Origin of the sequence: Ensifer sp. BR816, assembly GCF_000378985.1 — a bacterium.
In the GTDB taxonomy this organism is placed as follows: domain Bacteria; phylum Pseudomonadota; class Alphaproteobacteria; order Rhizobiales; family Rhizobiaceae; genus Sinorhizobium.
In genome coordinates this window covers 5,990,682-6,011,299 of sequence record NZ_KB905370.1, presented here as the reverse complement: position 1 = coordinate 6,011,299, position 20,618 = coordinate 5,990,682, and the positions used below count along the sequence as shown (strand labels likewise).

The window sequence follows — 20,618 nt, the reverse complement described above, 5'->3', positions numbered from 1 at the left end:
AGCGCATGCACATGATCGAATCCGATCCGGTCCGTAAGTCCGTGACGGTCCGCGCCTCACCGCAGAAGGCCTTCGAGGTCTTCGTCAATGGCATGGGAGACTGGTGGATCAAGGAGCACAGCCTGACCGAGTCCGGCCAGAAGACGGTGATGGTCGAGGCCAGGGCCGGCGGCAGGTGGTACGAGGTCGGCAATGCCGGCGAGGAGCGCGACTGGGGCCGCGTCATCGCGTGCGATCCGCCGCATCGCATTCTTTTCGCATGGCAGCTCAATGCCGATTTCGATTTCGATCCAACCTTCCACACCGAAGTAGAAGTGATGTTCGAGGCGATAGGCGAAGAGGAAACCACCGTCACTCTCGTCCATCGCGATCTCGGCAATTACGGCGCGAAAGCCAAGGATCTGCGTGGCGTGCTCGACTCCGAGAAAGGATGGGGCGGGTTGCTCGCCTCCTATGCCGCCAAGGCCGCGTGCCAGAGCGGAAAACGCGCAAGCATTTAGGCGACGGGCAGACGCTGCCGCACAATTGCTGCGTGGAAACCCACGCCGTAAATCAGTCCGGCGTCATTGAAATCATAGTTTGGATTGTGCAGCGGCGCCGAGTTGCCGTTGCCCAGGAACACGAAGCAGCCCGGAACATTGGCGAGGAAGCGTGCGAAATCTTCCGAACCGGTCATCGGTTCGCGGGCGGTGGCGATGTGATCGAGCTCGAACACGGTACGCGCCGCCGCGAAGGCTTCCTCGACCAGTCTTTCGTCGTTGACGAGGGGGACGAACTCGCGCGTGTAGTTGACCGCCGCCGAGACATTGTGGGCGAGCGCCGTGCCCTCGGCGATCACTCGCATCTGCTTTTCGATCTCGGCGCTCACTTCGGGGCGGAAGCTTCGCGCGTCGCCCAGAATGCGGGCAAGTCCGGGCAGGGCGTTGCGCGTGCCGTCGGTGATGAGTTCGGTCACCGAGACGACCGCGATATCGGCGGGGCTCAGCCGGCGCGAAACGATCGTCTGCAGATTGGTGACCAGCGCGCAAGCCGCGACCAGGACTTCATTGCCCGCATGCGGTCGAGCCGCGTGTCCGCCGACGCCCGCGAGCACGATCTCGAAATTATCCTCCGCCGACATGATCGGTCCGGGGCGGGTCTCGAAGTGGCCGATCGGAAGCCCCGGCATATTGTGCAGTCCGTAAATTTCCTCGAAGGGAAAGCGTTCCATCAGCCCGTCGTCGAGCATCGCGAGCGCGCCCTTGCCCCATTCCTCGGCCGGCTGGAAGATGAAGCGCACCGTGCCGTCGAAGCCGCCTTGCTCGGCAAGCAGCTTTGCCGCGCCGAGCAGCATGGCGGTGTGACCGTCATGGCCGCAGGCATGCATGACGCCCGGGTTCTTTGAGCGGTAACCTGCCGTCCCCTGTTCGGTGATGCGCAAGGCATCCATGTCGGCTCTCAGCGCAATGGCGCGGTTGCCGATGCCGCGCTTCAGCGTGCCGACGACACCGGTGCCGCCGACATTTTCGGCGACCTCAAGCCCGAACTCCCGGAGTTTCGCTGCGACAAAGGCGGAGGCTCGCATTTCCTCGAAGCCGAATTCCGGGTGGGCGTGCAGATCCCGCCGCCATCCCGTCATTTCCCCTTCGAGTATATTGAGATCTGCCATTGGAGACTTCCTTCAGTCTGCGGCGGCTAGCGCTTGGATGACGTCCAGGAGGACATTGGCCCCGGCGACAAGGTCGGCGCCCGCGGTAAACTCGAGCGGGTTGTGACTGATGCCGCCGACGCTCGGCACGAAGATCATCGCGGCCGGCGCGATTCTTGCGATCATCTGCGCGTCGTGGCCGGCACCGGAGGTCATGCGTCGCGAGGCGAGGCCGCGCCCGGCAGCCGCCTGCTCGATGGCTTGGACGATCCCCGTGTCGAAGGTCACCGGCTCGAATCGTGCGAGGCGCCCGGTCGAAATCGTCACGCCCTCGGCCGCGGCCAGGTCTTGCAGATAGCCTTCGAGCGCCGCTTCCTCAGCCCGGAGCCGTTCCGCATCGGGATCGCGCAGATCGACGGTGAAGCTGGCGCGCGACGGGATGACGTTGATCGCGTTCGGCTCAAAGGCGATACAGCCCACCGTGGCGACGGTCGGCGTATTGGACGCCGTTGCGCGATCCCGCAAGAACGTGATGACGCGGGCGGCCGCATGCCCGGCATCATGCCGCATCGACATCGGCGTCGTGCCGGCATGGTTGGCGACGCCGTCAATCGTCACCCGCTGCCAGGAGATGCCCTGCAGGTTCTCGACGGCGCCGATCGGTATGCGGTTGCGTTCCAGTACCGGCCCCTGTTCGACATGGAGTTCGACATAGGCGTGGGGTCTGGAAAAGCCCGGTTCGTGGGTGCCGGCGTAGCCGATGCGATGCAATTCCTCGCCCAGCACGCTGCCGTCCGTGCCGATTGTCGCAAGCGCTTGTTCGACCGAAAGCCCGCCGGCATAGACCAGCGATCCCATCATGTCGGGCGCATAGCGCACGCCTTCCTCATTGGTGAAGGCGGCAACGGCGATCGGGCGAGCGGGCGTGATGCCCGCTTCCCTCAAGGTCTGGATTGCCTCGAGGCCGGAAAGCACCCCGTAGCATCCGTCGTAAATGCCGGCATCGATGACCGTGTCGATATGCGAGCCGATCAGCACGGGCGCCTTCTCGATATTGCCGGCGTCCCGCCAGACGCCGAAGATGTTGCCGATCCGGTCGACGACGATCTCGAGGTTCGCGTCGCGGAACCAATCGACGAGCCGATCCCGCCCGACTTTGTCCGCGTCCGAGGCCGCGATCCGGGACAGCCGGCCATCGCTGTCACGGCCGGTTTCGCCGAGGGCACGGATGCGGTTGAGCAGGCGTTCTCCATTGACTGAAAGGATGCTCATGCTGTTGCTCCTCGTGCCCGACGGTCATTGGTGACCTCCGCCGGCGTCATGCCGACCAGTTCGGCGTAGCGCTCCGGATCGGTCGCGCCTTCGGTGTTGAAGAGAAGGACGCGTGCGTCCTTGTCGAGACCGAGCGCCGCCCTGATGTCGGGGGTGGATGCGGCCTTGATCAGGCCGGCCAGCCCCGCGCCGCCGCTTTCACCGGCGACGACTGCCGGATCCTGGCCTAAGGGGCGTGCCAGGCGGTTCATCGCCGCAATGGCGTCCTCCTCGTCGACGGTCATGAAGACATCGGCCATATGCTTGAGGACCCGCCAGGCGACAAGCGACGGATCGTAGCATTCGAGCATCGCCATGACCGTCGGCTCGCCATGGGGAACCTTCACCGGCCGGCCGGCCCGAGCGGTCTCGAAGATGCAGGCCGCGCGCATCGGATCGACGACGGTGAAGGTCGGCCGCCTGTCGCCAAATGCAAGCGCAAGATAGCCGCTGACGGCAGCGGCGACGCCGCCGACGCCCGCCTGCACGAAGACATGCGTCGGCGGTTCGGGAAGGCGGCGCAGCGCCTCTCGCACCATCGCCGTATAGCCTTGCATCACCAGGCCTGGGATGCGCTCATAGCCGGGCCAGGACGTATCGGAGACGATCGTCCAGTCTTTCTCGGTCGCGACCCGCGCCGCCTCGGCGACCGTATCGTCATAGGTCCCGTCGACCCGGATGATTTCGGCGCCGAAGCGGGCGATTGCCGCGACCCGCGCCGCGCTGACGCCGCCATGGACGAAGATCACGGCCCGGGCGCCAACAAGCTCGGCCCCTTGCGCCACGGAGCGGCCGTGATTACCATCGGTTGCACAGGCAAAGGTCATTCCGGCCGCGACGTCCCTGACGGCCCTCGATTGCAGCTCCGCGACGTCGACCGGTCGGCCGAGGTGGCGCTCCGCTTCCTCCAGCACCAGCCGCATGACCGCATAGGCGCCGCCAAGCGCCTTGAAGCTGCCTAGTCCGAGGCGATGACCCTCGTCCTTGATATGGATGGCGCCGAGGCCGAGGCCTTCGGCCAGCGCCGGCAATGCATGCAGCGGCGTCTCCACATGGTTGCCGCGATGGACGAGAAAGCGCTCGACCGTCTTCGCTGCGCTTTCGCCAAGCGTCTCGGCATCGACGATGTCGAGCGGGCGGTTGTAGTCGGGATGGGAATTGAGCAGAAACATGGCCGTCCTCACGTTGAGACGGCGAATATATATTGCATGTCGGGCGAAAATTACGCTGTATTCTGGCAAGCCAAATGCAAGTTTGTTTCGTAAGGAGTGTCCTTGGCGAAGACCAACCCCGAAATCAATCTCGACTCCTTCGACCTTGCGATCCTGAAGATCCTACAGCGGGACAATGCCACGCCGCAGCGTACCATCGGGGAGGCAGTCAATCTCTCCGCGCCCGCCGTGCAGCGCCGCATAAAGCGCATGGAGGAGGCGGGGGTGATCCAGGCGAATTGCGCGATCGTCGATCCGGCAAAAGTCGGCCAACCGATCACCATCTTCGTCGAGGTCGAGGTGATCAGCGAGACGGCGGATCTGATCGATGCCGCCAAGGCCGAGTTTTCGGCGACGCCGGAAGTGCAGCAATGCTACTACGTCACCGGCGAGGCGGATTTCATCCTTGTCATCGTCGTTGCCACCATGGCCGACTACGAGGCGCTGACGCGGCGGCTGTTCTTCGGCAACAACAATGTCAAGAAGTTCCGCACTTTTGTTGCGATGGACCGGGTGAAGGTGCGGCTGACGGTGCCGCTCTGAGATTCAAAGCCGGCGCCTATCGTGATCGGGACTATTCCCGGCTGCGTCGCCGTCTACGCCCGCCGCCTTCTCCATCATCCGCGAGCGCCTTGCGCTCGGGCAGCGTGACCACCTCGGCGAGCTTCGGGAAGGCATCGACCTTGTTCGGCATCGCCATGGCGTTGACGAAGTGCTCCTGAAATTTCGATTCAAGAGCCGTCTCTATCTTCTCGATTTTCCTGACCGTTTCCTCGATCTCGCGGCGGTGGCCGCGATTGAGGAGAGCCATTAGTGCGCCGGTACCGGCGGCATTGCCCACCGCCTTCACCTCGGCGAGGTCGCAATCGGGGATGAGGCCGAGCACCATGGCGTATTTCGGATCGATGAACGAGCCGAAGGCACCGGCGAAGCGGATGGTGTCGACATGGTCGACCCCCTGCTTTTCCAGGAGCAGCTTGATGCCGGCATAGAGGGCCGCCTTGGCGAGCTGGATCGCGCGGACGTCGTTCTGCGTCACCGTGATCCGCGGTTCGCCGTCGTGCAGCAAGTAGGAGAAGGTGCGGCCGTTCGGAATGATGCGCGGACTTTTCGCCGCCATCGTGCCGTCGACGACGCCGTCCTGCGAGATGATGCCGGTCAAATACATCTCCGCGACGACCTCGATGATCGCCGAGCCGCAGATCCCGGTGACGCCGACCGCCGCGGCATCCTCGGCAAATCCGTCTTCGTCCGACCACTTGTCGACGCCGATGACTCGGAAGCGCGGCTCGAGCGTTTCGGGATCGATGCGGACGCGCTCGATCGCGCCCGGAGCGGCGCGCTGGCCGGAGGAGATTTCCGCGCCCTCGAAGGCCGGACCGGTCGGGGAAGAGGCGGCGACGACGCGCTCCTTGTTGCCGAGGACGATTTCGGCATTGGTGCCGACATCGACGAGCAGCATCATCTTGTCTTGCCGGTGCGGGCCTTCCGACAGCGTCGCGCCGGCGGCGTCCGCGCCGACATGGCCAGCAATGCAGGGCAGCATATAGAGCCTTGCCCCGCGATTGACCTTGATGTCGATTTCATGCGCCCAGTATTGCAGTGCTCCGGAAATCGCGAGTGCGAAGGGCGCCTGGCCGAGTTCGGTCGGGTCTATGCCGAGGAACAGGTGGTGCATGATCGGGTTGCCGACGACCACCATGTCCAGGATGTCGTGGCGGTCGACCTCGCCCTCGGCGCAGACCTTGCCGATCAGCCCGTTGACGGCTTCGCGCACCGCCTTGGTCATCGCCTCGCGGCCGTCCGGGTTCATCATCACGTATGAAACCCGGCTCATCAGATCTTCGCCGAACCGAATCTGCGGATTGGATGCGCCCGAGGAGGCAACGATGCGGCCGGAGAGTAGCGATACCAAGTGCATTGCGATCGTCGTCGAGCCGATATCGCAGGCAATACCGTAGGCTTCGTTCTTCAGCCCCGGCCAGAGGCCGACGATGAAGGGGCGGGAGGAGTCCATGTCGCGGTGGATGGCGGCGGTAACCGCCCAATTACCCTTGCGCAGGACGCCTTGAATCTGCGGAATCAGGTGCGCCGCGATCAGGAGATCCTTCCATCCCCAGTCCTTCTCCAGAACCGCCTTCAGCCGGTCGAGGTCGCCGAGCGGCTTGTGCATGTCCGGCTCCTCCACTTCGACATAGCAAAGCTGGACGGCGGCATTGCGCTCGATCACGCGGTTGGTCGCAGCCTTGCGAACCACCTGCGCATTGATGACGGTATCCTGCGGCACGTCGATGACGAGGTCGCCAAGGATCTGGGCCGAGCAAGACAGGCGGCGGCCATCGGGCAGCTCGCGCACGCTCGCATAGCGCTGCTCCTTCGGTCCAACCGGCGAAATATGCTCGTTCGAGGAAACGATCTTGTGCTTGGCGAAATTGCCTTCCTGCACCGCAATCTGGCAGCGCCCGCAGGTCGCGCGTCCGCCGCAGACGCTCTCGACATAAACCCCGAGCGAACGCGCGGCGTCGAGGATCGGTGTGCCGACCGGAAAACGGCCGCGCTTGCCCGAGGGCATGAACAGCACCAGCGGATCGGTCTTGTTGTCCTTCGGGGGCACGTTCAACATCTTCCTGTCCTGCCAGCAATCCAGAGTGTCCGGCGACCGTTCCGCGTCCGGACGGACGCGTGCTGCCGTTTATTTCGCGAGCCGGCGAGCGTTCGCCCGTACGCGCTTGGCATAGGGGCGCAGGGCGGCGGCCGTCACGCGGGTGTGACCGCCGGAAACGCTTTTGCCGACAGTCACCCCCATGCCTTCCTTCACCATTGCGATATTGACCGCGACAGCGCTTTCGGCGGCCGCAGCCATCTTCTCCGTCACCATTCGGCTTGCCTCGGCAAAGTCGGTGGCCGATCCGGTCATGGCGGCGAGTGTCATTGCCTGGCTGCGGGCGGCAATGACCATCGGCGCCTGAAACCAGAGCGCCGCCAGATCCCGGGCAATCGAATGGCGCTTGGCCATGGCTATTCCGCCCTTGCGCCGGCGCGGGCCGCACGTCCGCCACGGCGTCCGCCGCCGGCAGCCGGTGCCGCAGCGGCGACCGCATGGCCGCCTTCGGCCGGCTTGTGGTCGCGATAGGTCATGATCCAGTTGGTGCAGTTCGCATCGGTGCCGTTCAAGACGTTTGCCGCGCGAACGGCTTCCATTTCCTGCGGACGGCAGGGGTTCATGATCGCCGAGGTCATGCCGGCCCCGATCACCATCGGGATGAAGCCGGCGTTGATGCCGTGACGGTGCGGCAGGCCGAAGGAGATGTTGGAAAGGCCGCAGGTGGTGTTGACCTTCAGTTCCTCACGCAGGCGCCGCAGCAGCGCGAAGACCTGCCGGCCAGCATCGCCCAGGGCGCCGATCGGCATCACCAGCGGATCGACGACGATGTCGTGCGGCTTGATGCCGTGATCCATGGCGCGCTCGACGATCTTCTTTGCGACAGCGAAGCGGACGTCCGGATCCATGGAAATGCCGGTTTCGTCGTTGGAGATCGCGACGACCGGAACATCGTATTTCTTCACGAGCGGCAGGATCGCTTCCAGCTTTTCCTCTTCGCCGGTGACCGAGTTGACGAGCGGACGGCCCTTGGCAACGCGCAGGCCGGCTTCGATCGCCGCCGTTACCGAGCTGTCGATCGACAGCGGCACGTCGACGAGGCCCTGGACGATCTCCAGCGTCTTGACGAGCAGCGGCGGTTCGGTCTCGTTCGGGTTGACAGCTGTCACACCCGCATTGACGTCCAGCATCGTCGCGCCGGCCGCGACCTGCTCCAGCGCATCCTTGATGACCGTCTCGAAATTGCCTTCGATCATTTCGGCGGCAAGCTTCTTGCGACCGGTGGGGTTGATGCGTTCGCCGATGACGCAGAAGGGCTGGTCGAAGCCGATGACGATCTCGCGGGTTGCGGAAGCGACGATGGTGCGGGTCATATAAGATCCTCTGATCCTGGAGCGTGGGCTATGTAATAGGCCCGTTTCGTGTTTGTAAGACGCGGGACGAGCCGAAGCGCCGATTTTCCTCTGCTAAGCCGCGAGCAGCGACTTTGTCTCATTGTGGATGGTGTGCGGCGGCCTCCGCCATCTGCTGCTGGTTTTCCTCGATGCCTTCACGAAGATGCCCGAGCCGTTCGGCGACGAGCGTTTCCGTCGGTGTCGCTTCGTGCTTCCATGGCTTGCGACCCTTCAAGACGCCGGACTCGTGGACGATCTCCGCGACATACTCCTCCTGGCGGTAGGCCATGACGTGAACGCCGGAAACGCCCTCGATCTCCTTCACCTCATTGATGATGTCGATGCAGAGTTGCTTGCCTTCCTTCTTCTGGTCCTGTGCGCCTTCGAGGCGCGTGATGATCGTATCGGGAATATGGATGCCCGGCACGTTGGAGCGGATCCAGCGCGCCGTCTTGGCGGAGGCCATCGGCCCGACGCCGACGAGAATGAAGCATTTCTCGTGCAGGCCGAGGTCGCGCACCTTCTTCATGTATTCGCGGAACATCGGCACGTCGAAACAGTACTGGCTCTGGACGAACTGGGCGCCCGCTTCGATCTTTTTCGCCAGCCGGTAGGGCCGGAAATCGTAGGGCGGTGCGAAGGGGTTGATGGCCGCACCGAGAAAGACCTGCGGCGGCGTCGTCAGCTTGCGGCCCGAGAGGAATTTCGAGTTGTCGCGCATGATCCTGACGGTTTCGAGCAGCGACATGCAATCGAGGTCGAACACAGGCTTGGCGCCCGGTTGGTCGCCGGCCTGAACGCCGTCGCCAGTCAGGCACATGATGTTCTGCACGCCCATGGCCGAGGCGCCGAGCACGTCGCCCTGGATGGCAATGCGGTTCTTGTCGCGGCAGGCGATCTGCATGATCGGCGCATAGCCCATGCGCGTCAGCAGCGCGCAGATGCCGACGGACGACATGTGGCAGTTGGCGCCCGAGGCGTCGACGGCGTTGATGCCGTCGACCCAGCCGTCGAAGATCGCGGCCCGTTCGTAAACGTCTTCGGGGTTGGCGCTATCCGGTGGATTGAGTTCGGCCGTGACGGCGAATTCACCGCGGCGCAGCACCCGTTCCAATCGGCCGCGCGAGGAATGGCCGGGCAGGGGATCGAGCGGCGCGCTGGGGTCGAAAGGGTTGACGTCCGGGCTCATCGCTGGCTTTCCTTCTTCGCCTCTGCGCTCGCCGCGGCCTCTGCCGTCACCCGCAACCAGGACGAGGTTTCGCGCAGCGACTGGTTGACCGGCTTTTGCACATTCAAGATCGCGTCACCCTTCACCATGTTCTGCGAGCCCTTCCAAGCCTGTACCCAGACGCAGGGCATGTCCGGCTCCACTTCACAATTGCCGTTGGCGCGCACGCCGCCGCAAGGCCCGTTCCTCAGCTGCTTCGGACAGTTCATCGGGCAGGACATGCCGGTCGAGGACAGAGCGCACTGGCCGCACATGCGACAGTCGAAGAGGAAGCCCTTGACGTGGCGTTCGACGAAGGTCACCGGCCGCTCGACGCGGCCATAGCCAATGGCGTTCCACAGCGGATGGAGCATCAGGAACATGTCGGCGAAGCGATTGTAGAACCACTCGAGAAAGCGCGAATTGCGCACCGCCCAGAGCCGGACCGTATATTTGTGGCGCGAACGGCGGCTCGGCGACACGTTCGTTGGCGTATAGGCGCCGCTCGCCGCCTTCTTTGCGGGCTGGGCGTTGCCGGTGACAACCTTTGGGTCAGGCATTTTCCCGTCCTCCGGCCTTGACGAGGGCAACGAGCCGCTCCTTGTCGTAAGCAGCCTCCAGATCGGCCGCTGCCCTGTCTGCTTCTGTCTCGAGATCGTCGGAAACAGGGACAGGATCGGCTTTGCGCCATTCGGCAAGATAGTCGTCGGTTTCGGCGGCGCCGGTGCGCATGGCGCACATGTCTATCGCCTCGGTGAAGCGCAGCGAAAGCTCGCGCTTGGCGCTCTTGCGGCCCTGTTTGATGATGACCTGGGCGGGGATATCGCGCCAGTAGACGATGATGCGGTCTGCCATGGGATTCCTTCTCCTCAAGTGCCGACAATGCGCATGTCCATGCGCCGTGGCTCACCTTGCCACGACGTCGGATATGTCCAAAAACGACGCTCCACGGTTCGTATACGAGGGAAATGCGTCACGACCATCCTGGCGGCCGTGTTTGACATGCGACGCGCCGAAACGCGCCCTGGAAAAGGTCTGATTTGCCTGGTGACATTGCGCGGGTATCGGATCGGGGAAGCTGCATCTATGACTGATTTGGAATATTAGATTGTGGACATTCATCTGCCATTCACGTCACACCCGGCAAATATGCACCATAGCAACAGATCGGGTTTGAGATGAAGAAGATTGGCATCCTATTCCTTGCGGCTGCAACGGCGTTTACGAGCTATGCGCCTGCGCAGGCCATGCCAGTTCCCTCAGCGCCGCAGTCCGGTTCGAACGTGGAACTGGTTCACCACAAACCGTGGCATCACGGTGGTCCCCGTCGCGCCAGGCGTGAAGTAGAAGGCGCTCGCTACACTTATCACAATGGATATCGTGGTTACCGCTATCGTCGGGAAGGATATCGCCGGCACAGCGACGGCTGGTGGTATCCGCTAGCCGCCTTCGGAGCGGGAGTCATCATCGGCAACGCTATCGCCGCTCCGCCGCGTTACGTCGAGCCCCGCTATGCCGAATCTCAGTTGCCGCAGCGCCATGTCAGCTGGTGCTACGATCAATACCGCTCGTACCGTGCGTGGGACAACTCCTACCAGCCCTATGGCGCCCCGCGCCAGCAGTGCTATTCGCCCTATTATTGAGAGCCCGGCGACTCGCTCGTCTGAGGCAGGCGGCGGCCGAGCAAACCCTCGGCGGCCCTCTTCAATAGCCGGAACTTCCGCCGCCCGGGCTGCTGCCGCCCATGCTACCGCCGCCGGAACCGCTGGATGCGCTCGGTGGAGGAGGGGCCGTATTCCTTTGGCTGGTCTGGGTGCTCATGCATCCCGCGAGAGTTAGGAGGGCAATCGCGGCCGCGACTATCGATGGTTTGCGGATCATCACTGTTCTCCAATCACGGATTGGACAAATGACGCCTCGCTAATATTCCGCCGGATGCCAATCAGAGACAACCGCACCGCTTGATTTCCCTGGAACATGCATCATTTCCGTATGGTTGCCGGACTATACGGAGCTGACGATGTCAAAGGCCGCGATCGCAATGTTGTGCCTTGCGCTTCTCGCACTTTCATCCTGCGCAAATACCGCACGGGGATTCCGACAGGATAGCACGCAGACGGGGCATGCTGTGGACAGCGCGACCAAACGCGTCCTAGGCGCTGCCCAGTAGGTGGAGCGCTTGTCGAAGCGCTAAGCTGCAGTCGGCGGGTCCGGTCGATTGCGACGAGCGCTCCTGCTGTATCGGGTTTCTCTTTCCCGGCCTACCAGATGCCGCGTCGTATGCCATTCCAGAGCCAGGTCCAGACAGGCGGGTGATACCATTGCCGGGAAGGTGCATCGATGTCGAGCGGTCGGAGCATTCCGGAGAGTGCGTCCCCGACCGCCTGGATCGCTATCGCTGTCGAGGCGGCGGTCTGGAGCAGGGGGTAGGTGTGCATCGTATCGGCGCGGCTCGGTATCTGCCGCGACTGGTAGAGAGTGCCGCCGGTATCGACGCCTTCGTCGACGAGATGGACGGTCGCGCCGAAATTCTCCGGATCATTGCTGAGGAGCGCCCAGTAGCCGCCCATCAGGCCGCGATATTGCGGGTTGATGCCGGCATGGAAATTCAGGACCGGGCAGGGGATCGCGGCCAGCGTTTCCGGCCTCAGCATGCGGCAGCTGATCAGGAAGACGACGGCGGGCTGAAGCGCCGCCAGCCGCGCGCGCCCTTCGGCATCGTTGATCGAGACAATGTGGTGCACCGGGACCGAGGGGTTCGTCACAACGGATGCACTGTATGAGCGCAGGATCTCGGCTGCCCGCCGGCGCGTGAAGCGCTTGCCGAAACGCGAGGCGATCATCGTCGCGAGTTGGCCCAGGGCCGTGCCCCAGCCCAGCTTTCGGGCGCGCCGCCGCACGAAGAGCACTTTGGATTCCGGCTGTTCCTGCAGGACTGCTATATCGTCGAAATGCGAGGCAAGCGCATTGATAAGGATGTTCGGATTTTCGCCGCCGGCGGTGACGACGACGATGCGTCCGCCCGCGGCCGATTTTGCGGAGGCCAGCTGCCCCTCGGTTGTCTGGCAGAGGACGTCCATCTCTGTCTTGGATCCCGTAACGGTTCGCTAATCGTATCGTGGCGGTCTGCGCACCTGCTCAAAATGCCGACGAAGTCTCGATTGTCCGGGAGGCAATATGCCAAGACGGCCTTACCGTCCTCTTAAGGGAATGGCGGCGAGGGTGTGTCATACGGGCGGCGCGCTTACGCCTCGATAAGCGACCGGCTGAGATCGCCGTAACCGGTAAATCGGTACTCATAGGCGAGACCGAGATAAGCTGCGGCGCCCCGGGCCTTCTCTTGCAGCGCCTCGTCTTCCACCTGCGAGAGATAGACGAGCTTGCGGTAGTGGCCAAAATACATGTCGCGCAGTTCCGGGTGGCGGTCGAGGCCGAGCGGCTCGATGACGAAGGCTTCGAACTGGCGCGCGAGGAAATCGGTGAGGAAGAAGGCCGTGAGGTCGTTGTCCCAGCGCGCGGCGAAATCCGCATTGCCGGCAAAGAAGGAATAGCAATGCGGGCCGGGTATCCGCTCGACGCCTTCCTCTTTGCAAAGCCGGTCGATCAGCCCGCCGGTGCCACAATCGGCATAGGCGATGAAGATGCGCTCGAAGCCGTCGGCGCGTGCGCGGGCAATCGCCTCGCGCAGGCCGGGCACGATCTTTTCCGGCGTATTGTGCCAGATGGCGGGCAGACAGGTCAGTTCGATGTGCTGGAGCTTGTTGGCCTCGCAAACGGCAAGAATTTCGCGCGCGATGGCACCGCAGCCGATGACGTGAACTTTCTTTGGTTGTGTACGTTCTCTTGCCGACGGTGCGTTTTCCATCTTTAGTCCGCCCTGCATCAACACAAAGGAATCACGGTCATGACAACAAAATCCATCGCGACGATCGGCGCGGCCTTGATAGTGCTCGCAACCCTGAGTTCCTGCGCCAACACAATCCGCGGCATAGGACAGGATACTGCGAATACGGTCAACGCGACAGAGTCAGCCGGGCGCCGGGTCGCCCATGCCGCAAACTGACGATGAAAGGCCGGGCGCCACATGTGCGCCCTTCCTTTCACCCTAAATAAGAAAGCCGGCTGCCGTTTTCACGGGTGCAGCCGGCTTTGTTCCTCTTGAACGATCCGCCAGGATCAGCCAGCGGCAAGCAGGTTGTGCTTGCGCTTCATGAAGTCCTTGGCGGTTTCGACGGCAACGGCGGCATCGCGGCAATAGGCGTCGGCCCCGACAGCCTTGCCGAATTCCTCGTTGAGCGGTGCACCACCGACGAGGACGACGTAATCGTCGCGCAGGCCTTTTTCCTTCATCGTGTCGATGACGACCTTCATGTAGGGCATGGTCGTGGTCAGCAGCGCCGACATGCCGAGGATGTCCGGCTGCTCGCGCTCGATAGCTTCCAGATAGTTTTCGACCGGATTGTTGATGCCGAGGTCGACGACATCGAAGCCGGCGCCTTCCATCATCATGCCGACGAGATTCTTGCCGATGTCGTGGATGTCGCCCTTGACGGTGCCGATCACCATCTTGCCGAGCTTCGGCGCGCCGGTTTCGGCGAGCAGCGGCCGCAGGATCGTCATGCCGGCCTTCATCGCATTGGCCGAGAGCAACACCTCCGGCACGAAGAGAATGCCATCGCGGAAGTCGATGCCGACGATGCGCATGCCTTCGACGAGCGCCTGGGTCAGGATGTCGTAGGGCGTCCAGCCGCGCTCGAGGAGGATGCGCGTACCATCCTCGATTTCCTCCTTGAGACCGTCGTAGAGGTCGTCATGCATCTGCTGCACGAGTTCCTCGTCGGAAAGGTCTGCGAGAATGATTTCATCATCTGCCATAGTAGGGTTCCTCGGTTCCTGGCACGGTCATTTCGCGCGGGGTGGCGGGGCACACTCCTGACGCGTTGCCCCATCCTTAGCGGGTGGCGCCTAAAAATCTCTTTTCGAAAGCGACGTCGCATATGATGAAAAGCGACCACGACCCGCTTCGAATGCTGCCGCCTCCCAGTCCTACCGCATAATTCGCCGACCGGGAATTCGCCCTGCTGTAAAATTCTGCAACAGTTCAACGCCTTAGTGAGCGCGCTTGGCCGACCCGCTGGAGAAATTGCGCCCAACCCTCCCGTGAACTTGCGCCTCTCCAATAACCTTTCCTCCTGGAGGGGGCGAGTGTCTAAGTTGCGCCACCTGTTGGCGCATTGAGACCCGTACGGCTCCGGCGGCTTGGTAGCATTAGGCCAAATCCATGCCGGGCGCATGGTGCCGCCACTGGATTCGACCGGCGGAAAGGATTATGCGCCCACCTACCGAATGTTGCAGCGTCCCTCTTGCGAGGGCGCGGCGGGAGAGGAATGAACGAATGAGCGACGTTACAGATCAAGGTGCGGTCGAAGGCGGCGGACGCCGTGCGCGTGGCGAGGGACGAGGAGCGGCAGCGCGGCGCGCATCCCGCACCGGCGGCGGTCCGGGACCGTCTCTGCCCTATATCCAGCGCAAAATTCGCGAATATGAGGTGCTTGACGAGGAGGGCCTACAGCTTATCGAGCGCAATGCCGACCTCATTCTCGAGGAGATCGGCATCGAATTTCGTGACGATGCCGAAGCACTGGAGCTCTGGAAGGCGGCTGGCGCCGACGTGCGCGGCCAGCGCGTTCATTTCCCGAAGGGGCTCTGCCGCGAGCTCCTGAAGACGGCGCCGAAGGAGTTCACCTGGCATGCGCGCAACCCGGAGCGCAACGTTCAGATCGGCGGCAAGGCCACCGTTTTCGCGCCGGTCTATGGCCCGCCCTTCGTGCGCGACCTCGACGGCAACCGCCGCTATGCGACAATCGAGGATTTCCGCAATTTCGTGAAGCTCGCCTATATGGCGCCGTCCGTCCACTCGTCGGGCGGCACGGTCTGCGAGCCGGTCGACATCCCGGTCAACAAGCGCCACCTGGACATGGTCTACAGCCATATCCGCTATTCCGACAAACCCTTCATGGGCTCGGTGACCGCGCCGGAACGTGCGGAAGACACGATCGCCATGGCGAAAATCGTCTTCGGCGACGATTTCGTCGAAAACAATACGGTCACGCTGAATCTCATCAACGCCAACTCGCCGATGGTCTTCGACGAGACGATGGTGGGCGCGCTCAAGGTTTATGCACGCCACAACCAGGCCTGCGTGCTTTCGCCCTTCATTCTGTCCGGCGCGATGAGCCCCGTGACGGTCGCCGGTACGCTGACGCAGATTCTCGCCGAAGTGCTCGCCGGTGCCTCCTTCACCCAGCTGATCCGCAAGGGCGCGCCGGTGCTCTTCGGCACCTTTGCTGCGTCGATCTCGATGCAGTCGGGCGCGCCGACCTTCGGCACGCCGGAGCCGTCGCTCGTCTCCTACGGTGCCGCTCAGCTCGCCCGCCGTCTCGGCCTGCCGTTCCGTACCGGCGGTTCGCTCTGCGGCTCCAAGGTCCCCGACGCTCAGGCAGCGCATGAGTCGTCGAGCACGCTCAATATGACGCTGCTGGCCGGCACCAATTTCGTGCTGCATGCGGCCGGCTGGCTCGAAGGCGGACTTGTCTCGTCCTACGAGAAGTTCATGATTGACCAGGACCAACTCGGCATGATGCAGAAAATGGCCGAGGGCGTCGATCTTTCCGAAAACGCCCAGGCGCTCGACGCGATCCGCGAAGTCGGCCCCGGCAGCCACTATCTCGGTTGCGCCCACACCCAGGCCAACTTCCAGACCGCCTTCTACCGTTCGCCGCTCGCCGACAACAATTCGTTCGAGCAATGGGAAATCGAGGGCGAAAAGCGGATCGAGCAGCGTGCCAATGCGCTCGCCCGCTCCTGGCTGGAGCACTACGAGGCGCCCTATCTCGATCCGGCGATCGACGAGGCGCTCAAGGAGTTTATCGCCAAGCGCAAGGACTCGATGCCGGACGCCTTCACCTGAAAGGCTCCCGAGCGAGCCAGGGAGCAAGGCGGCGCGGCGCAGGTGGCCGACATGATCCAGAAGGAGGTCTGGCGCCCGCATTACGAAACCCAGGGGCCGAAGCCGAAATGACGGTTGCCCCTGCTTCAGTCGAAGATCTTGTCGAAACGCTCCGTGCGGCTCTTGAGCCGCACGGTCTTTTTTTGCGCGGCACCGTGAATTTTGTGCCGGGCAAGGACACACCCCGGCTAGGCTGCGGCGAGCCCGCCGCAAGCGTCGTGCTCATCGGAAATATCGGCGGCTCGCTCTGGGAGCCGTTCAAACTTTGGCGTACAGGCTCGCCGGATAGCGGCGGCGCGGATCCTCTCGACAACTGGTCGAAGCACGTGATCCGACCTGTCGCCGAAACGGTCGGCGCCACGGCCTATTTCCCGTCTGATCCGCCCTGGCAGCCCTTCCAGCAATGGGCGATGGCCGCGGAGGACCTGAAGCCATCGCCCCTCGGCATCCTCATCCACCCCAAATATGGTCTCTGGCACGGCTATCGCGGCGCGCTCGGCTTTGATCGGGTACTGCCGCAGACGGGCAAAGTTTCAACTGGCCATCCTTGCGATGCGTGTGTGGGAAAACCGTGCATTTCGGCCTGTCCGGCTGATGCCTTGGCCGCCCGCGCGTTCGATGTCGCTCGCTGCCGCACGCATCTGAGGTCAAAGGAGGGGGTTGGCGGCTGTCTCACGCACGGCTGCCTTTCGCGCGATGTCTGCCCGGTGGGGCGAGACTATCGCTACCCGGATGCGCAACTCCGTTTCCATATGGCGGCACTGAGGTTTTAGACTGGGCCGCAATCCATGCGATGTTACGTCACGATCCGCTTCGAGTCGCGAACCATGCCACTGTTTCCCAAAAGCCTTCTCATCGGCGCCGCACTTCTCACGGGCGGCTTTGCCAAATCCCCGCCGGCCGACGCTGCAGGCGCTACCTGCCGCAACGTGAGCCACCGCGGCGAAGACTACATCGCCTGCAGCTTCGACCCCGCGGCAAGCGACATTCGCCTCTACAACAAGGACCAAGCGGGCTTCCCGTTCAAATCCTTCAAGGCGCTGTCGCTCGAATTGCGCCACCGCGACGAATATCTCGTCTTCGCCATGAACGGCGGGATGTATCACGAGGACCTTTCTCCGGTGGGCCTGCATATCGAAGAGGGCAGGGAGCAGGCACCACTCAATACGTATTCCGGCTGGGGCAATTTCCACCTGTTGCCGAACGGCGTCTTCTATGCCGGCGATGGCAAGGCCGGCGTCATGGCGGCGGAGGCGTACCGCGACGCCGGCATCAAGCCGCGCTTCGCGACGCAGTCCGGGCCGATGCTGGTGATTGACGGCGCGCTGCACCCGCGCTTCCTGCCGGACAGCGACAGCCTGAAAACCCGCAATGGCGTCGGCGTGACGAGGCAGGGCCAGGTGGTCTTCGCCGTCTCGAAGCGACCGGTGCGCTTCCACGACTTCGCGACGCTGTTTCGCGACGAGCTCGGTTGCCCCAACGCGTTGTTTCTCGATGGCACAATATCGAGCCTCTATGCGCCGGAGATCAACCGCCACGATCGGCTGTTTCCGCTCGGGCCGATCATCGCCGTCGTCGCCCGGTTTCCGCGATGAAATCATGAAGCAGAAATATTTTCACTTTCGACCCAAGGAATGGCCATCGGGGAACGTCTAATCTTGAAACTGGACCAAAGCGGGCACGGATTTGGACGCGGAACTCGTTGAAAGGGCGGTGAGGGGCGATCGGGGGGCCTTCGGGCTGCTGGTCGAGCGGCACTATGATTTCGTCCATGCGGTGGCGTGGCGCTGGTCGGGCAATATTTCCGACGCCGAGGACATCGCACAGGACGTCTGCGTCCGGCTCGGCTCGGCGATCCGCGGCTTTCGCGGCACCAGCCGGTTCCGCACCTGGCTCTATACGCTGACGCTGAATGCCGCGCGCGACCACCGCCGGCGGCAGGCGCGCGACGCGCGCAATCTGCACGCCTATGCCGCCGACCCGGCGGCGCTTGCCGGGGCGGCGGCAGAAGAGCAGGACCGCCAGGAGGCGCTGTGGGCGGCGGTACGGGCGCTGCCGGGAAAGCAATGCGACGCCGTATTGCTCGTTTATGCCGAGGGCCTGAGCCATGCGGCGGCGGCCGACGTGCTCGGCTGCTCCGAGGCGACCGTTTCCTGGCATGTCCACGAAGCGCGCAAGCGCCTGAAAACATTGCTCGGCAAGGAGGCAGTGTGATCATGACCGACGACTTCACCAGTCTTTCCGGGCGGATGCCGCCGACGCCTTCGAGCGAGGCGCGGGCACGCGCGCTCGCCGCCGCGATGCAGGCCTACGACGCTGCCGAAGAAAATTTGCCCGCTGCCCAAGGATCGGCGATCCCCGGTCGTCAAAGCTCCATCTTCAACCGGATTTGGAGCCCCATCATGAACAGGAAATTGCTTGCCGGATCGGCCTTGGCGACGCTGATCGTCGTACCTGCCGCCGCTTTTCTGACACTGGAGATCGTCCGCAACGATCCCTCGGGCGAAGCTGAGGTGCAGGTAGCGACCAAGCCAGCGCCGCGCCCGCTGGCGAAACCGGCCTCGCCCGCGACCATAGAGGAAAGGGCTGTCGCCGACGCGAAGGGAGAGACGTCCGGACTCTTGATCCGCCAGGTGCCTCCCGCGGCAGCCGAAAATGAGGCGCCGAGACAGGCCGCCGATACTGCCGCGGCGCCGAGCGCGCTCGGCGGGGCGGTTGGCTTCGCTGCACGCGGCCGTGCGGAAATTGCACCTGCGCCGGACATGCTTCCGCCGCCGACCGAAAATCGTGAGCGCTTCGGCAACGCCGATGCCAATCCGGTCAAGAGCGTGGCGGCCGAGCCCGTCTCGACCTTCTCCGTTGACGTCGATACGGCTTCCTACGCCTTCGTGCGCCGCTCGTTGATGGCGGGCGAGATGCCGAACCGCGATGCCGTACGCGTCGAGGAGATGATCAATTACTTCCCCTATGATTGGTCGCGGCCGGCTTCGGCGGCAGAGCCTTTCAAGACGACCGTCACAATCACGCCGACGCCCTGGAACGCGGGAACACGGCTGATGCATGTGGCGATCAAGGGCTATGAGGTCGTGCCCACCGAGGCACCGAAAGCCAACCTTGTCTTCCTGATCGACGTCTCCGGCTCCATGGACGAACCCGACAAGCTGCCGCTGTTGAAGAACGCCTTTCGGCTGCTCGTCGACCGGCTGAAGCCCGATGATACAGTCTCGATCGTCACCTATGCCGGCAATGCCGGGACGGTGCTGGAGCCGACTTCGATCAAGGACAAGACGAAGATCCTCGCGGCAATCGACACGCTGCAGCCGGGCGGCTCGACGGCCGGCGCGGCGGGCATCGATGCGGCCTATGCGCTTGCGGAAAAGGCCTTCGTCGAGGGTGGCGTCAATCGCATCATGCTGGCGACCGACGGCGATTTCAATGTCGGCCCGTCGAGCGACGAAGATCTGAAACGGCTGATCGAGCAAAAGCGCAAGAGCGGCATCTTCCTCTCGGTCCTCGGTTTCGGCCGCGGCAACTACAACGACGCGCTAATGCAGACAATTGCCCAGAACGGCAACGGCGTTGCTGCCTATATCGATACGCTGGCGGAGGCGCAGAAGACACTGGTCGAGGAGGCAGGCTCTTCGCTCTTCCCGATCGCCAAGGATGTGAAGCTGCAGGTCGAGTTCAATCCGGCGGCAATTGCCGAATATCGGCTGATCGGCTACGAGACCCGCGCATTGAAGCGCGAGGACTTCAACAACGACAGGATAGATGCCGGCGATATCGGCTCCGGCCACAGCGTGACGGCGCTCTACGAGGTGACGCCCAAGGGCAGCCCAGCCGTCCTCAACGACGACCTTCGCTATGCGGCGGCCGAAAAGCCGGCGGGCGAAGCGGTGACCCAAAATGGTGAGCTCGCCTATCTCAAGATTCGCTACAAGAAGCCGGATGGCGACAAGAGCGAGTTGATCACCACGCCGGTGACGGAAGCGAATGCGGTGCCGTCGCTTGCCGAAGCGTCGCAGGACGTCCGCTTCTCGGTCGCCGTCGCCGCCTTCGGCCAAAAGCTTGCCGGGAATTCGGCGGTTTGGGATTATTCCTATCCCGCCATCGCCGAACTCGCAGCCGGCGCCAAGGGGGCGGACCCATTCGGATATCGCGGCGAGTTCGTCAATCTGGTGCGGCTGGCGAAGGGGCTTGCGGGCGACCGATAAGTTCAGCTCTTTCCGGCTGCGCTTCGCAGGCGGTATTCGTGGA

The 20,618-nt window shown here is 63.3% G+C and carries 21 protein-coding genes; 9 read left to right on the top strand and 12 right to left on the bottom strand.

Annotated elements, in window-relative coordinates; genetic code table 11:
- Nucleotides 1-5 precede the first annotated feature (5 nt).
- Nucleotides 6-500 (top strand): SRPBCC family protein, encoded by a 495-nt coding sequence (locus RHIBR816_RS0128975; protein ID WP_018240084.1) that lies wholly within the window; start codon nt 6-8, stop codon nt 498-500.
- On the opposite strand, the gene RHIBR816_RS0128970 is transcribed toward RHIBR816_RS0128975, so the two are convergent.
- From RHIBR816_RS0128970 to RHIBR816_RS0128960, 3 genes are read right to left on the bottom strand one after another with little or no spacing between them, the layout of a single operon-like run.
- Nucleotides 497-1,648, bottom strand: coding sequence for a M20 aminoacylase family protein (locus RHIBR816_RS0128970; protein WP_018240083.1), 1,152 nt, complete (start codon nt 1,646-1,648; stop codon nt 497-499). The genes RHIBR816_RS0128975 and RHIBR816_RS0128970 overlap by 4 nt on opposite strands.
- A gap of 12 nt (nt 1,649-1,660) precedes the next feature.
- Nucleotides 1,661-2,899, bottom strand: a complete 1,239-nt coding sequence (locus RHIBR816_RS0128965; protein ID WP_018240082.1) for a Zn-dependent hydrolase — start codon at nt 2,897-2,899, stop codon at nt 1,661-1,663.
- A complete protein-coding gene (locus RHIBR816_RS0128960; RefSeq protein ID WP_018240081.1) occupies nt 2,896-4,110 on the bottom strand; it encodes a diaminopropionate ammonia-lyase in 1,215 nt (404 codons plus the stop codon). Before RHIBR816_RS0128960 ends, RHIBR816_RS0128965 begins: the two co-directional genes overlap by 4 nt.
- Before the next feature lie 102 nt (nt 4,111-4,212).
- On the opposite strand from RHIBR816_RS0128960, the gene RHIBR816_RS0128955 reads away from it, so the two are divergent.
- Nucleotides 4,213-4,692, top strand: coding sequence for an Lrp/AsnC family transcriptional regulator (locus RHIBR816_RS0128955; RefSeq protein ID WP_018240080.1), 480 nt, complete (start codon nt 4,213-4,215; stop codon nt 4,690-4,692).
- Nucleotides 4,693-4,723: 31 nt separating this feature from the next.
- On the opposite strand, the gene RHIBR816_RS0128950 is transcribed toward RHIBR816_RS0128955, so the two are convergent.
- The 6 genes from RHIBR816_RS0128950 to RHIBR816_RS0128925 form a co-directional block, all read right to left on the bottom strand.
- Nucleotides 4,724-6,772 (bottom strand): ASKHA domain-containing protein, encoded by a 2,049-nt coding sequence (locus RHIBR816_RS0128950; protein ID WP_018240079.1) that lies wholly within the window; start codon nt 6,770-6,772, stop codon nt 4,724-4,726.
- A gap of 69 nt (nt 6,773-6,841) precedes the next feature.
- Nucleotides 6,842-7,165 (bottom strand): hypothetical protein, encoded by a 324-nt coding sequence (locus RHIBR816_RS0128945; RefSeq protein ID WP_018240078.1) that lies wholly within the window; start codon nt 7,163-7,165, stop codon nt 6,842-6,844.
- Nucleotides 7,166-7,167: 2 nt separating this feature from the next.
- On the bottom strand, nt 7,168-8,124 hold the full coding sequence (locus tag RHIBR816_RS0128940) for a methyltetrahydrofolate cobalamin methyltransferase (protein ID WP_018240077.1): 957 nt from the start codon (nt 8,122-8,124) through the stop codon (nt 7,168-7,170).
- 118 nt (nt 8,125-8,242) lie between these two features.
- Nucleotides 8,243-9,334, bottom strand: a complete 1,092-nt coding sequence (locus RHIBR816_RS0128935) for a methylenetetrahydrofolate reductase (protein WP_018240076.1) — start codon at nt 9,332-9,334, stop codon at nt 8,243-8,245.
- The gene (locus RHIBR816_RS0128930) at nt 9,331-9,912 is read right to left on the bottom strand and encodes a methylenetetrahydrofolate reductase C-terminal domain-containing protein (protein WP_018240075.1); all 582 of its coding nucleotides are present in this window, start codon (nt 9,910-9,912) and stop codon (nt 9,331-9,333) included. Before RHIBR816_RS0128930 ends, RHIBR816_RS0128935 begins: the two co-directional genes overlap by 4 nt.
- Complete coding sequence (locus RHIBR816_RS0128925) at nt 9,905-10,207, bottom strand: virulence factor (RefSeq protein WP_018240074.1); 303 nt, start codon at nt 10,205-10,207, stop codon at nt 9,905-9,907. The genes RHIBR816_RS0128930 and RHIBR816_RS0128925 overlap by 8 nt, the downstream gene beginning before the upstream one ends.
- Nucleotides 10,208-10,530: 323 nt before the next feature.
- On the opposite strand from RHIBR816_RS0128925, the gene RHIBR816_RS36550 reads away from it, so the two are divergent.
- Nucleotides 10,531-10,995: a BA14K family protein gene (locus RHIBR816_RS36550; protein ID WP_084811203.1), complete on the top strand. Its 465-nt coding sequence runs from the start codon at nt 10,531-10,533 to the stop codon at nt 10,993-10,995.
- Between the two features lie 618 nt (nt 10,996-11,613).
- Here RHIBR816_RS36550 and RHIBR816_RS0128920 read toward each other — a convergent pair.
- Together RHIBR816_RS0128920 and RHIBR816_RS0128915 are read right to left on the bottom strand one after the other, a co-directional pair.
- Nucleotides 11,614-12,432 (bottom strand): formyl transferase, encoded by an 819-nt coding sequence (locus RHIBR816_RS0128920; protein ID WP_018240073.1) that lies wholly within the window; start codon nt 12,430-12,432, stop codon nt 11,614-11,616.
- A gap of 164 nt (nt 12,433-12,596) precedes the next feature.
- Entirely contained in the window at nt 12,597-13,217 is a 621-nt protein-coding gene (locus RHIBR816_RS0128915; protein ID WP_018240072.1) for a DUF1638 domain-containing protein, read from the bottom strand.
- A gap of 39 nt (nt 13,218-13,256) precedes the next feature.
- Here RHIBR816_RS0128915 and RHIBR816_RS38570 point away from each other — a divergent pair, with 39 nt between their 5' ends.
- Complete coding sequence (locus RHIBR816_RS38570; protein ID WP_084811202.1) at nt 13,257-13,415, top strand: entericidin; 159 nt, start codon at nt 13,257-13,259, stop codon at nt 13,413-13,415.
- A gap of 113 nt (nt 13,416-13,528) precedes the next feature.
- Here the strand turns inward: RHIBR816_RS38570 and RHIBR816_RS0128905 are convergent, their stop codons facing one another.
- Entirely contained in the window at nt 13,529-14,227 is a 699-nt protein-coding gene (locus RHIBR816_RS0128905) for a cobalamin-binding protein (protein ID WP_018240070.1), read from the bottom strand.
- 520 nt (nt 14,228-14,747) lie between these two features.
- Here RHIBR816_RS0128905 and RHIBR816_RS0128900 point away from each other — a divergent pair.
- From RHIBR816_RS0128900 to RHIBR816_RS0128880, 5 genes are all read left to right on the top strand, one after another.
- Nucleotides 14,748-16,322 (top strand): trimethylamine methyltransferase family protein, encoded by a 1,575-nt coding sequence (locus tag RHIBR816_RS0128900; RefSeq protein ID WP_018240069.1) that lies wholly within the window; start codon nt 14,748-14,750, stop codon nt 16,320-16,322.
- 107 nt (nt 16,323-16,429) lie between these two features.
- Entirely contained in the window at nt 16,430-17,134 is a 705-nt protein-coding gene (locus RHIBR816_RS0128895) for a 4Fe-4S dicluster domain-containing protein (RefSeq protein WP_018240068.1), read from the top strand.
- A 54-nt stretch (nt 17,135-17,188) separates the two neighbouring features.
- Nucleotides 17,189-17,956 (top strand): phosphodiester glycosidase family protein, encoded by a 768-nt coding sequence (locus tag RHIBR816_RS0128890; protein WP_026187543.1) that lies wholly within the window; start codon nt 17,189-17,191, stop codon nt 17,954-17,956.
- A 91-nt stretch (nt 17,957-18,047) separates the two neighbouring features.
- Nucleotides 18,048-18,575 carry an RNA polymerase sigma factor gene (locus RHIBR816_RS0128885; RefSeq protein WP_018240066.1) on the top strand — a complete coding sequence of 176 codons (528 nt, stop codon included), beginning with the start codon at nt 18,048-18,050 and terminating at the stop codon, nt 18,573-18,575.
- 2 nt (nt 18,576-18,577) lie between these two features.
- Nucleotides 18,578-20,575: a VWA domain-containing protein gene (locus RHIBR816_RS0128880; RefSeq protein WP_026187542.1), complete on the top strand. Its 1,998-nt coding sequence runs from the start codon at nt 18,578-18,580 to the stop codon at nt 20,573-20,575.
- Nucleotides 20,576-20,618: the final 43 nt, after the last annotated feature.

Excerpts from the sequence above, each read along its gene's own strand:
- RHIBR816_RS38570 (WP_084811202.1), top strand. The coding sequence starts at position 13,257 with ATGACAACAAAATCCATCGCGACGATCGGCGCGGCCTTGATAGTGCTC.
- RHIBR816_RS0128935 (WP_018240076.1), bottom strand. The coding sequence starts at position 9,334 with ATGAGCCCGGACGTCAACCCTTTCGACCCCAGCGCGCCGCTCGATCCC.
- RHIBR816_RS0128880 (WP_026187542.1), top strand. The coding sequence starts at position 18,578 with ATGACCGACGACTTCACCAGTCTTTCCGGGCGGATGCCGCCGACGCCT.
- RHIBR816_RS0128970 (WP_018240083.1), bottom strand. The coding sequence starts at position 1,648 with ATGGCAGATCTCAATATACTCGAAGGGGAAATGACGGGATGGCGGCGG.
- RHIBR816_RS0128975 (WP_018240084.1), top strand. The coding sequence starts at position 6 with ATGCACATGATCGAATCCGATCCGGTCCGTAAGTCCGTGACGGTCCGC.
- RHIBR816_RS0128900 (WP_018240069.1), top strand. The coding sequence starts at position 14,748 with ATGAGCGACGTTACAGATCAAGGTGCGGTCGAAGGCGGCGGACGCCGT.
- RHIBR816_RS0128940 (WP_018240077.1), bottom strand. The coding sequence starts at position 8,124 with ATGACCCGCACCATCGTCGCTTCCGCAACCCGCGAGATCGTCATCGGC.
- RHIBR816_RS0128920 (WP_018240073.1), bottom strand. The coding sequence starts at position 12,432 with ATGGACGTCCTCTGCCAGACAACCGAGGGGCAGCTGGCCTCCGCAAAA.
- RHIBR816_RS0128905 (WP_018240070.1), bottom strand. The coding sequence starts at position 14,227 with ATGGCAGATGATGAAATCATTCTCGCAGACCTTTCCGACGAGGAACTC.
- RHIBR816_RS0128915 (WP_018240072.1), bottom strand. The coding sequence starts at position 13,217 with ATGGAAAACGCACCGTCGGCAAGAGAACGTACACAACCAAAGAAAGTT.
- RHIBR816_RS0128925 (WP_018240074.1), bottom strand. The coding sequence starts at position 10,207 with ATGGCAGACCGCATCATCGTCTACTGGCGCGATATCCCCGCCCAGGTC.
- RHIBR816_RS0128965 (WP_018240082.1), bottom strand. The coding sequence starts at position 2,899 with ATGAGCATCCTTTCAGTCAATGGAGAACGCCTGCTCAACCGCATCCGT.
- RHIBR816_RS0128930 (WP_018240075.1), bottom strand. The coding sequence starts at position 9,912 with ATGCCTGACCCAAAGGTTGTCACCGGCAACGCCCAGCCCGCAAAGAAG.
- RHIBR816_RS0128960 (WP_018240081.1), bottom strand. The coding sequence starts at position 4,110 with ATGTTTCTGCTCAATTCCCATCCCGACTACAACCGCCCGCTCGACATC.
- RHIBR816_RS36550 (WP_084811203.1), top strand. The coding sequence starts at position 10,531 with ATGAAGAAGATTGGCATCCTATTCCTTGCGGCTGCAACGGCGTTTACG.
- RHIBR816_RS0128945 (WP_018240078.1), bottom strand. The coding sequence starts at position 7,165 with ATGGCCAAGCGCCATTCGATTGCCCGGGATCTGGCGGCGCTCTGGTTT.
- RHIBR816_RS0128950 (WP_018240079.1), bottom strand. The coding sequence starts at position 6,772 with ATGTTGAACGTGCCCCCGAAGGACAACAAGACCGATCCGCTGGTGCTG.
- RHIBR816_RS0128895 (WP_018240068.1), top strand. The coding sequence starts at position 16,430 with ATGACGGTTGCCCCTGCTTCAGTCGAAGATCTTGTCGAAACGCTCCGT.
- RHIBR816_RS0128890 (WP_026187543.1), top strand. The coding sequence starts at position 17,189 with ATGCCACTGTTTCCCAAAAGCCTTCTCATCGGCGCCGCACTTCTCACG.